The sequence below is a fragment of the Dictyobacter formicarum genome (genome assembly GCF_016587435.1).
Genome location: NZ_BNJJ01000003.1, coordinates 170,005 through 182,200, shown reverse-complemented (window position 1 = coordinate 182,200; position 12,196 = coordinate 170,005). Strand labels below are relative to the sequence as shown.

At 51.8% G+C, this 12,196-nt stretch carries 8 protein-coding genes; 7 read left to right on the top strand and 1 reads right to left on the bottom strand.

The features are described 5' to 3' along the window. Nucleotides 1-14 precede the first annotated feature (14 nt). Nucleotides 15-554, top strand: coding sequence for a glycosyltransferase (locus JMI88_RS05900; RefSeq protein WP_201360871.1), 540 nt, complete (start codon nt 15-17; stop codon nt 552-554). A gap of 353 nt (nt 555-907) precedes the next feature. After that, entirely contained in the window at nt 908-1,903 is a 996-nt protein-coding gene (locus JMI88_RS05895) for an alpha/beta hydrolase family protein (protein ID WP_201360870.1), read from the top strand. A 217-nt stretch (nt 1,904-2,120) separates the two neighbouring features. Here JMI88_RS05895 and JMI88_RS05890 read toward each other — a convergent pair whose 3' ends face one another. Then, a complete protein-coding gene (locus tag JMI88_RS05890; RefSeq protein WP_201360869.1) occupies nt 2,121-2,912 on the bottom strand; it encodes an alpha/beta hydrolase in 792 nt (263 codons plus the stop codon). A gap of 465 nt (nt 2,913-3,377) precedes the next feature. On the opposite strand from JMI88_RS05890, the gene JMI88_RS05885 reads away from it, so the two are divergent. The 5 genes from JMI88_RS05885 to JMI88_RS05865 all read left to right on the top strand — a co-directional run bounded on the left by JMI88_RS05885 (nt 3,378) and on the right by JMI88_RS05865 (nt 11,690). Next, a complete protein-coding gene (locus tag JMI88_RS05885) occupies nt 3,378-3,848 on the top strand; it encodes an SRPBCC family protein (protein WP_201360868.1) in 471 nt (156 codons plus the stop codon). 159 nt (nt 3,849-4,007) lie between these two features. After that, nucleotides 4,008-5,174 (top strand): hypothetical protein, encoded by a 1,167-nt coding sequence (locus JMI88_RS05880; RefSeq protein WP_201360866.1) that lies wholly within the window; start codon nt 4,008-4,010, stop codon nt 5,172-5,174. A 238-nt stretch (nt 5,175-5,412) separates the two neighbouring features. Continuing rightward, entirely contained in the window at nt 5,413-6,204 is a 792-nt protein-coding gene (locus JMI88_RS05875) for an SDR family NAD(P)-dependent oxidoreductase (RefSeq protein ID WP_201360864.1), read from the top strand. Between the two features lie 204 nt (nt 6,205-6,408). Further along, entirely contained in the window at nt 6,409-7,452 is a 1,044-nt protein-coding gene (locus JMI88_RS05870; protein WP_201360862.1) for a medium chain dehydrogenase/reductase family protein, read from the top strand. 662 nt (nt 7,453-8,114) lie between these two features. Then, entirely contained in the window at nt 8,115-11,690 is a 3,576-nt protein-coding gene (locus tag JMI88_RS05865) for a protein kinase domain-containing protein (protein ID WP_201360860.1), read from the top strand. Nucleotides 11,691-12,196 lie beyond the last annotated feature (506 nt).

The following is a 12,196-nucleotide window of genomic DNA, read 5'->3' as shown; positions in this document are numbered from 1 at the left end:
ATGAGTCGGTCCCTATGAAATCTGGCACCGGTCCCACGGTCCTGGTGAGCTTCTCCACGAGCAACCAGGGTCAGGGCGCAGTCATACAAGTTGTGCTCGATGCTCTCGCCACGCTCCCGGCCCGCGGCATCGTGACACTGGGTCCTGCGCTGGAACGCTCACACTTTCGCATCCCCGAGAATGTGGCCGTTTTCGATCATCTTCCGCACTCCGCCGTCTTACCTGGTGCAGCGGCGGTGATTACGCATGCTGGTCACAGAACGGTGATGGCGGCTCTGGCACATGGTGTGCCGCTGGTGTGCATCCCCATGGGCCGGGATCAGTACTATGTGGCCGGACGTGTTGCTTCAGTCGGGGCTGGCGTGGTCGTCGATCGCAACAGTACAGCTGACGTGATCGGGCGCGCCATCCGCGAGGTGCTTGAGCATCCCGGCTTTCGGCAGCACGCCGAGGAGATCCGCCGCGCAATAGACATCACGGTGCATAGCGATCTTGCTATGCACGAGCTCGAAAACCTGGGGTCTGCTGCCCCATCTTCGCAGTTAACTGATTGACCGAAGAAGGAACTCTCCACCTCCCATATTCCACAGTTTTAATCCGGAAAAATGAAATGCCTTTTTCGGCCAATTACCCTGCGAAGTGTGAGTTTATAGCATTTATCTGAGGCAACACCTGCTGTATATAGTCTTCGATCATACGTGGCGTTGCCAGGAGCACACGAACTGGTGAGCCTGGGCAACCCCCTCTCCATCTGGTATACTTTTCCTGAGATGTGTAAATTGCATTCATTGTCTTGGACTGACTGATCGTTGTAGAACACGGAAGATGACCACTCGTGCAGGAGGGATGCCGATGGTCACACCGGTTGTAGAAGGCATTGATCTGTTCAAAATTAAGGATGTGAAGAATGGCTGATCAGGATTTGCATGCAGAGAGCTCGGAAGTCACCTGGAAACTGGACTCGACGACTGTTTATGGCACGTTGGTCAGGCCGTTTGGCCCCGGACCGTTTCCTGCTGTGGTGATGGTGGCGGGAAGCGGCCCTACTGACCGCGACTGGAATTCACCACTCCTGCCGGGATCCAATGGTAGTGGTCGCCTCATTGCGGAGGCGTTAGCACGGGCAGGGATTGCCTCACTGCGCTACGATAAGCGTGCTTCTGGTCCCCATGTTCGCGAGAACATACAAGCCATGATCGGCAAGTTGAGTATGCAAAGCCATGTTGACGAGCTTGCCGGAGCTGTACGTACCCTGGTAAGCCAGGGGTATGTACGTTCCGACCGGATCTTCGCACTCACCAATAGTGAAGGGGCCTTTCATGCCCTGAACTACCAACTGCACAGCCCCGCGATGCCATTCGCCGGACTCGTGCTTACCGCCCCTCCTGGGCGGCCCGTCGGCATTGTTGCTCGGTCCCAATTAGCTGCGCAGGCGTCTGGCATGCCGAATGAGGGTGTGTTGCTGGCGCTCTACGATGCCGCCATTGCCCGCTTTCTGGCGGGAGATCCCATCGCCCCGGATCCGTCGCTGCCTGAGGGTGTCCAGATGTTACTGATGAGTCTGGAAACGCCGGCCAACCTGCCCTTTGCCCGTGAGCTCTGGATAGCAGATGCGGCTCCCCTGCTCAGGCAGGTGAACATCCCGGTGCTGGTCATCATTGGGAAGAAGGACATCCAGGTAGACTGGCAAGCCGATGGCGAACCGCTCCAGCGTGCCGCTGCGGGACATGAGGAGGCGACCTTCCTCTTCCCCGAGAATGCGAATCACGTCCTCAAGCAAGAGTTGCGGCCTCGGGAAGACGTGAGGCTAGCCGAGATGGCCGAGCACTACAATAGCCCCGATACCCGCCTGGATCCGCAGGCCCTGGCCAGCATTCTGGAGTGGTTGGTTGCCCACGCTTAACCACGTTGCGCGCAGATGCCGCTCCTGGTTGTGTTCGCGGATGCGGTGACGCGCAGTGAACATGGTCTATGAGTGTGTCATTATCGCTTTAAAGGCAAGCAATTATTGCATTATTTCCTGAAGACGAAAGAAGCAAGTAGTGCCAGAAAACAAGGAAGCGGTGCTATGACCACGGCACAGTCCTTGTGCCGTGGTCATAGCACCCGATAATAAGAGTTTATGCGCGTATTGGTGGAGTAAAGACCTGCCATAACCATTCGGTGGAGAGTTTGTGCCAGCCGCTAATGTGTGCATCCTGGCCAGTACCGTCGTCCGTTTCAGCTGTTGCAAGTGAGAGACCGTGTGCACCGTGGGGATAGATATGGAGTTCGAATGGAATATGCTGGGCACGCAATCCTTGCGCGAAGAGCAGCGAGTTCTCAATGGGCACCGCGCTATCAGTGACAGTATGCCAGAGGAACGTTGGTGGCGTTTGCTCATGGATGTGATGTTCAAGTGACATCATATGTAAATCTTCGGGCGACGCAGCTGGTCCTAACAAATTCTCAAACGAGCCACGATGGGCGAAGGGGCCTGAAGAGATTACCGGATAACAAAGGATGAGCGCATTGGGTCGATTTTGTCCATGTGTCAGGCCGGGAATATCCGAGCAATATGGTTGATTCCAAAAGACTCCCAGGCTTGCCGCGAGATGGCCGCCAGCGGAAAAGCCACACACCGCGATGTGGTGCTCTTCGATATGCCAATCATCTGCATGAGCGCGAATAATGTTCATCGCACGCGACACGTCTCGTAATGGTTGAGGATGGCGCGCAGGTGCTACACTGTAATACACCACAAATGTGTGGAAGCCCGCGGCCACATATTGAAGTGCCACTGGTTCGGCCTCGCGTGGTGATGTAAAGCCATAACCACCACCGGGGCAGATCAACACCGCCGGCCGTCGTTTTGTGCTATCCAGCACATAGGTTGCCAGCGTCGGCATGAAATCGGCATCGCCCTGTGGCACATACTGGCTCTTTTCCCATAATGGTATTGTCGTTGCAAACACAATAGACCTTTCTAGCTAGATAGTAGATCATTCTCTAGCAATCTTAGCACATACCAGCGTATAAAGTGCCGATACTCCACCCCGATATGCATGAATGCCTCCTTTTATGTTCTTTAGTACAATAATAGTCGTTAGGATTTACTGCATGAACAGCTAAAATCTTCTATATGCATTGTCAAATACATATTTAATTGTTATAGTATATTGAACTCTTCATGTTGGTATCAGGTAAGTATATAACGGGTGAAGGAGAAGAATGGATGGAGCTTCTGCTCTGGTACATTTCGTGTGCCAGAGCGCTAAAAATATACTTAGCAGATAAAAACGGGTGATTCATTCTATTTTGTCAAACTCCACTTTTCGGAGTACGCCTTTTTAAGAAAAGTGCTGGAGTAATAACTGGAGTAATAAAAGGATTCAGTCATGGCTCAGTCATCGTTTGAACAGGATATTTTCATACAAGCCTCACCAGAAAAGGTCAAGGCGTTTCTATCCACCCTGGATAATCATCGGCAGATACACCCATTGATTGTGAATATTCAGCATACACACACAAGTACCGCGCCTGATGGTACAACGATCAATCACTATGTTATTCGCGATCGTATGAAGCAAGGGCCTTTTCTCATGACATTTTCCTATCGTGTCAAGATGAACATTAACACCCTGGGAATCATTGTCTATGATGCGCATCAATCTCCTGGCATCTACTTGCACAACACCACGCAGTGTCTACCGGAAGGGAGCGGAACACGCGTAAAAGAGCGGGTTGAGATTACCTCTCCTGGTTTGCTGGCAAAAACAGTATATACACAGGCTCGGGCCTCACATCAAGACATGTTCATCAATCTGAAAAAACTACTCGAAGAGGAATCCACCAGGACCGCATCCTGAAACAGATCGAAGGAATCGGAAAAATCTATGTTGTTCCCTGTTCCTTCAATGATGGACTCTGCTCGCTGAATATTCTCTCTGACCATTTCAGGAGCATGTGGCTCAGGGAAGGTATGATAATATCAGCCTGCATAGGCCTTGTAGAAAGGATTCAAGACAATGTTGCAATCTCCCAGGCGTGAACTATCTGTAGATAATCAACAGGAGCAAAAGACGCCCACGCAACCTCGGGTCAACTGGTGGTTGCGTATAGCGAGTACTGGTTGGGATCAGCCCCAGGAAACCATTGAGCAGCGTGAAAAAGTGCGCCGTAGTCGCCTGATGGCCTGGATCATCCTGGCCATGTTATTGTGCCTGCTTGCATTTATTCCTGCCACATTCAGCGATCGGGCGTCGGCTATTACAGTTGTGGTTACGACAATCTGTGTGGTGATCACGGTTGTTTTGAATCGTAAGGGATTTGTCACCGTAGCCGGAACATTTCTGGTTGTGTTGACGATTGCGGCGGTCATGGGTGTGATTGTTGGCTCTACCGATGGAAAGATCCACCTGGTCTATTTGCCAGCTTTCGACATTCTTGTGGTCTCGGTGATCCTTGGGGCATCGATTTTGCCACGTATCGCTGCGTTTATCATTGCCTCTGCGAATGTTATTTTGATCTATGCGGATTTATTGCTCCAGCCCTGGTCTCCTGATCTTCACCAGGCGATTGCCCAGTATGGCATGCCGGTTATCGCAGGACGGCCGGTTGCTATTCAGATTGTTGCGGCTATCATTGCCTTCCTCTGGACCCGTGGTATGGATCAGGCTATACGGCGTGCGGACCGTGCTGAAGAGTTGCGTATACTTGAGCAACGTTTCAAAGAATCTGAGGCTGAGCATGCCAGGATCATCGAAGAATTTATACGTAAAATGATTACCGCAGTTGAAGCGCTTGCCAATGGGCACGAAGGGATGGTGATACTACCACCCGAGCATCCATTACAGGCGCAGGCAACGTTCGTCAACACACAGCTCAAGCAGTTCTACAAACTCAAGCAGTCCAATAGTATTACGAATGAGCAGACGCTTCATGCTGCCAGGATACTCTTAACGATGTTGCAACGAATCAATAGCAATCAAATGATGATTAATGGACTTGACCCGCGGCAATTCACCACGCAGGTGCCGGTAATTGATGAGATTGCAATGTATCTGTACTTTTTCTTGCATGGGAAGCGTGTCCCGATGAAATCATCGGCGGGAACTTCCGGATCAATAACGAATCCAAATCAGCGCTTTACAAATCCAAATCAATATTCTCCGCATTCAAATCAACAATGGTAGTGCTGAATTGACAGTATTCAGGATGCAAGAGCGGTCCTTGAACGCACGGTACGCGCGCTTATCTCCTCGCTTGTTCCCGGCTGGAAATCGTGAGCGAAGAGGCAGCTGCTCCGCAATAGCTATCATTCCTGACAGACGGCTTATTTTGACAATTATACGCATAGATTTTTACTTTGAAAACATCGTTACCAAAGTAAAACAACGTTTCAATAGGCAGTACACAGAAGGAGAAAGATTCATGTTTACCTATCAAGGCAAAACCGCACTTATTACTGGCGCGTCATCAGGAATCGGGCAGAGCTTTGCGTATGCGCTGGCGGCCCGCAACGTTAACCTCATCCTGGTTGCTCGTTCTGAGGAACGTCTGCGTGCGCTGGCAGACGATCTGGCGCAGAGACACGCCATCAAGGCTGAGGTTATCGTCTCCGACCTCAGTCAGCCGCAGGCTGCACAGACGATCCGGCAAGAGGTTGAGCAGCGGGGACTGGTGGTAGACATGTTGATTAATAATGCTGGCTTTGGCCTCAATGGTTACTTTGAGACCATCGAGCCTGAGCGCGATCACCAGCAGGTGATGGTCGATGTTGTTTCAGTGGTCGATATGACACACGCGTTCATACCCGAGATGCTCAAGCGTGGCGGCGGTGCTATCATCAATGTTGCTTCGACAGCTGGCTTCCAGCCCTTGCCATATATGGCGGTCTACTCGGCTAGCAAGGCTTTCGTATTATCTTTCTCGGAGGCGCTCTCCGAGGAGTATCGCCAGCGCGGTCTGCGCGTGCTTGCCCTCTGCCCCGGTGCCACTGAAACGCCGTTCTTCGAGGTCGCCAGTGAGGCTGCTGCCGTGGGACGCAAGCGTACAGTAGAGCAGGTGGTCGCGACCGGCCTGCGCGCGCTTGAACGAGGACAGCGCATTGCCATCGACGGCCGCGCCAACGCGCTGCTCGCCCAGCTACCACGCATCTTCCCACGAGCCATCGTTGCCCGCATCGCGGGTCAGGCCGTACACCCACACGAAGATAAGGCATAGTTCTGACGCGTTGGCCTCTGTAGGGATTCCCCAAGGTTTTTGTGGGTGACAACCAGGAGATGGCCTGGCCGGACTATCTCCTGATTACCACATAGTATAAACTGAATCCTGGATCTGCTATAACTTATGGGATGGAGCGAGCTGCAGACCGGCAAGGTGGAGAGGCTCTGCAGGGGTTAATAAGGAAAGCATAGTTGGTGAACGATGAAATATCAGCGTGTGATGCTCACAAAAGCTGGCGGCCCACAGGTGCTGCAACTGCGCGAAGACGAACTACCCGAGCCTGGCCCCGACGAAGTGCGCGTCAAGATCCTGGCGGCTGGTGTGGCCTTCGCCGACGTGCTCATGCGCTATGGTAAATACCCGGGCCTGCCGCGCTTACCCTTCACGCCGGGATACGACCTGGTCGGAATGGTGGAGAAGTGTGGCGCGGCCGCGAGAACATACGCGGTTGGCACCATGGTTGCCGCTTTGCCGCGCTTCGGTGGCTACAGTCAGTACATCTGCCTGTCCGAGCATGAGCTGGTTCCCGTTCCCGGGGAGATTGATCCGGCCGAAGGGGTCTGCCTCGTCCTCAACTATCTGACGGCGTACCAGATGTTGCACCGCGTCGCCCATGTCAAAGTGGGCCAGCGCGTGCTCGTTTATGGAGCCGCCGGGGGAGTTGGTACGGCCCTGTTGCAGCTCGGCAAGCTATTTGGACTGGAGATGTATGGTACGGCGTCTCCGACCAAACACGAGACCGTTGCTGCTCTGGGAGCGATCCCCATTGACTATACCCGCGAGGACGTCGTGGCCCGCGTGCGCGCGCTCACCGGCGACGGTGTCGATGCCGTCTTTGACCCCATCGGGGGCAATCATCTCCAACAATCCTTTCGCACGCTGCGCCCGGGCGGTACCCTGGTCGCCTACGGTTTCTCATCGAGCATGGGAGGACTTCCCATTGCACTGACGCTGCTTATCATGGTGCTGCAACTGGCCTTCTGGTCGATCTTTCCCAACGGGAAGCGCGCCACCTTCTATAGCGTCGTCGGTTTCCAGGGCTTCAAAAACAACCATCCTGATTGGTTCCGCGAGGATCTGCTTACCTTGTTCGATCTCCTGGCTGCGAGACAGATCAAACCACTCATCGCTGCGCGTTTGCCCTTGAGTCAGATCGCACAGGCCCACGAACGCATGGAAGGAGGCCATGTACAGGGCAAGCTGGTGCTGATCCCCAATGAAGAGAAAGCTTCTACAACACATTGAGTGACATAGAGTGGGGAAGCATTTTTTCTGTTCATGCATTATTATCTTTGCCATCCTGACACTAACATAGTGGTTGATGTGTCTGACTTTGTGTTTTCTGGCTTCCACTCGCCTTCCCTGATAAGCATATTGTGTGCATTTCGTGCGTTTACTCATCCATATTGTGCAACATTTTGCTTATCAACTTTTATTATTTGTATCTTCATGACTTGCATTATACTCAATAATGTGTCATTCTGGTAAGTAAATATATTTGTGTGCATCGTTAACTGCTACATTTTATCGAAGTCTTGTAGAATTTTCTGCATGCAGCGATGAAAAAGAAATTAGTCGGTATTTATTTTTGGAGAGTTCTTAAGATTAAATGAATTTTTTAGCTCAATTGCCAATAATTGTTGCTTTTTAGTAATAAAATTGGTATATATAAATGTCGTCGATAACGAAGAATTTTCTACGGGCAGTAGCGGATATACTTTTTGTGAGAAAAATAGTATATATGCCGGATTTATATATACAGGCCAATCGAACGAGATATCGTAGTTCAGTACCATCTATTACGTTTTTATGTGAATGAATTTTATATAGAACTGCATTCTTTATTGCAGTTACCAGTCAAATTGTTTTTGTGGAATCATCATTTGTGTACGGATTAGGGAAAGTATATGATTAATCTGGTAGGTCATCAACTGGGTAATTATCGTGTACTTCGTCTCCTGGGACGTGGAGGCTTTGCTGACGTTTACCTGGGGGAACAGATTCATCTTAAGTCTCATGCGGCGCTCAAGGTGGTACGTACGCAGGTGAACAGAGAACAGAGCGCTGCATTTTTGCAGGAAGCACGTATCCTGGCACATCTCAAGCATCCTTATATTGTGCGCGTCCTTGATTTTGCAGTGGAGGATGACATTGCATATCTAGTACTGGAGCATGCCCCTGGGGGCTCGCTACGCACCACTTTTCCAAGGGGAACGCGTGTCTCTCTAGATGTCATGCTCCGCATTGTTCGGCATGTTGTGCCGGCTTTGCAGTATGCTCATGATGAGGGATTTGTGCATCGCGATGTTAAGCCCGAAAATCTCCTGTGGGGCTCTCATGGAGAGGTGTTGCTCAGCGATTTTGGCCTGGCGGCCTTCGCCTCAAATGCACAACTGTATAATGACCAGGATCTCGCCTTTTCTGGGGCAAGCACTTCCCCTTATCTGGCACCTGAACAACTGCAAGGACAGCCATTGCCAGCAAGTGACCAGTATGCTCTGGGAACCATGATCTACGAATGGCTCACTGGCATGCCGCCACTACACATATTGCAGGCTGCTCTGCCACAATTGTCGCTTTCTCCCTCACCATTATATACACAGCCACCTGACATTCCACCTGCCATCGAGGAGGTCGTGTTACGGGCGCTGGCCAGAGATCCAGGGCAGCGCTTCGCAAGTGTGCGAGACCTGGGGATTGCCATGGAACGTGCTATGCAGGGAACACATGCGATTATGCCAGCGCCTCTTTCTCTCTCCTCCTCCACGCGAGAAATCCTTGATTTTTTGAGTCGCAAGCAGTCAGAAAGCCCTCAAACGGTTGAGCCTGTATTGCGTGGAAATGTGCCCGTTTTTCTCACCAAACTTCTCGGGCGCGAGCAGGATATAGAACGTGTTTGCGCCTTCCTCCAGCGTTCAGACGTGCGTGTTCTGACACTGTTGGGGCCAGGTGGCGTTGGGAAAACGCGTCTTAGTCTTGCTGTTGCACAGCGGTCACGTACCACTTTCCGTGATGGTGTGTGTTTTGTCTCACTGGCCCCTATCTGTGATCATCAGCTGGTTATGTCCACGATTGCTCAACAGCTCGATGTGAAGGAAGAAGGAGAGCAGCCTATCCTGAAGTTGCTGATCGCGGCGCTGCGTGATCAGCAGCAGCTGCTTGTGCTAGACAATATGGAGCAAGTGGTGGCTGCAGCACCGATGCTCGCCGAACTTCTGGCAGCCTGCCCTGGCCTCAAGCTTCTCATTAGCAGCCGGGCTCTTCTGCATCTGCAAGGAGAGCATTCGTTTCTTGTTCAACCATTGGCTCTTCCCGACCTCGCTCATTTGCCCGAGCATGAGGTTCTCGCGCAGCAGGCTGCAGTCGCGATGTTTCTCGATCGAGCGCAGGCGATGCGACCAGACTTTTCTTTAACCGCTGACAATGCTAGTGTGATCGCTGAAATTTGTGTACGTTTGGATGGTCTTCCGCTTGCCATTGAACTGGCGGCAGCGCGCATCAGACTTATGCCACCAAAAGCATTGCTGGCACGGCTTGCGCAGCGCCTATCTGTTCTTACGCGAGGCGCTTCGAGCCTCCCTGAACGACAGCAGACACTACGCAAAACACTACAGTGGAGCTATGATCTGCTGGATATTTATGAGCAACGTCTCTTCCAGTATCTCTCCATATTTGTTAGCGGTTTCACTCTGGAGGCCGCAGAGGAGATCTGTGGTGAACTTCTGCTTGATGGCGGTGAAACAGAAGGTTCGGTCCTTGATGGATTGGACTCGCTCCTTGCGAAGAGTCTGCTACGCCTGGTAGAGTGGCCAGCTGGTGAGTCACGCCTGACAATGTTGGACACAATACGTGAATATGGACTGGAGTGCCTGACGGCAAGTGGAGAACTGGCGATCGTTCGGCAGAAACATGCGACATATTATCAGGCGCTGGCGCGCAAAGTGGGGGCGGATATTAATAGCCCCGAAAAAGAAAATTGGTTTCGTTTATTGGGGCGGGAAAAAGACAACCTGCTCGCTGCCTTGAACTGGTTGCTTGAGCAAGGTGAGATAGAGCAGGCCTTGCGCCTGTGCAATGATATTTTATGGTTCTGGTGGGCGCGAAACTATCCACGTGAAGGACGAATGTTCCTGGAACGGGAACTTACTGCTCATAGGAGTGATGAGCATGACGTCTGGGGATGGGGGCTGCAGACACTGGGTATTCAGGCCGACAATCAGGGTAATTTGACTCGTGCAGTGGAGCTCTGGCAAGTGAGTCTGGCATTGTTCCGCAAAGCCGGTGCAACACTGGGTATCGCCTGGGCACTCAGTAATATAGGCATTGCGACTATGTATCAGGGGGAGTATAACAGCGCGCGGCAATTCTTAGAAGAGAGCCTGGCTCTTTTTCGAGGACTGGAAGATCAGGGAGGCTGTGGTCCTTTGCAAATAGGGTCATCGTCAGTCTCAGGTGGGGTGCCGTTTACCCTTTTTCGTCTCGCTTCCATCGCAAACATCCAGGGGGACTACGCCAGGGCTCGTGCTCTCGCTGAAGAGAGCCTGCCGCTTCTCAGAGCAGCGGGGGATAGTAGTAGAATTTCTCCTGTTTTGGAAATCCTGGTATTGGTGGCTCTCAATCAAGGTGATTATGCCCGCGCTCAGACGTTCCTGGCAGAAAAACTCACACTCGATCGAGAACATGGCGTCAAACGGATTATCGGCACAACCATCTCGCTCCAGGGGCAACTGGCGCTCCTGCAGGGAAAAATTGACAGGGCGCATGACCTGCTTACAGAGAGCGTTGCCATCCTGAAGGAGATTGCCGCGAGCTGGATGCCATCTCAGGATAATCTGGCTGAAGCCCTCTCCCTGTTGGGGAGAATCATTGCTCGCCAGGGAAATTTAGCTCATGCACAGACTCTTCATGAGGAGAGTCTGGCGATGGCAAGGCATATGGCGACGCCACAGGTTGTTGCTTTTAGCCTGGAAGGGCTTGCCGAAGTTGCCGCCCAGACTAACCCTGCCAGGGCGGCACGGCTCTGGGGCGCCGCTGAAACTTTCCGCGAAACCAGAGGAACACCTCTACCGGCTGCCTGGCAACAGGAGTATAAGCGCGCGATCAAGGTTGCCCGGTCCTCTCTGGGTGCAAAGGTTTTCTCTGACCTCTGGGCGACCGGACGGAACCTATCGCTGGACCAGGTGCTCGATAACCAGAAGCCTATGCCGTTGCCTCCTCCTTCACCGCCTGCGAACGAAGTTGTCGCTCCTGCAGCGCCGTCTGATGCCGAACTCCCGCCAGCGGCGTCTGCTGTTGGACTGACACTGCGAGAGCTGGAAGTACTGCGTCTGCTTGCCCTGGGCCTGACCAGTGTACAGATAGCTGAAAGGCTTGTCCTCAGTACACGCACGGTTAACGCGCATTTGCGCTCAATTTATAGCAAGCTCAATGTTTCCTCGCGTGTCGCCGCGGTGCGTTACGCATTTGATAACCAGCTTGTTTGAACCGGGTTCAGGTACATTAGTCGCCAGGTAAAACGAACTTTAGTAGTTAGTTTTACCTAACCTCCTCTTGATTCAGATTTTCGCTCATCATGGATGTTTCTCTACCATCATGTTCTAGTTAGACTTGCCTACATGGCACCTCTATTAGAGATCTAACAATTAGGCAATTCTAACGATGTACATTTCTTGCCAGTCATCTATACTATTCCCCGGGTGGAAGAAAAGAGCTGTTAACGTCTACCGAATAATGAATAGGCCCACAATGATGTGAGTGTAAGAAGGAGATGTGAAAAGCGATACGTTGCAAGGGTATGTATGCAAAAATGTTATTGTGGTGGGGGATAAAGATACAATGAACGTATCTAGACAATATTGAGCAATGAGAAGCGGGAGCTCCTCATTGCTCAATATGTGTAACTGTATCATTTATATTTTCTTGGGCAGAGCAAGCCTCCAGAGCAGCTGGTATTACTGCAAAAATAGAGCCTGGCGCATTGATTGAGAGG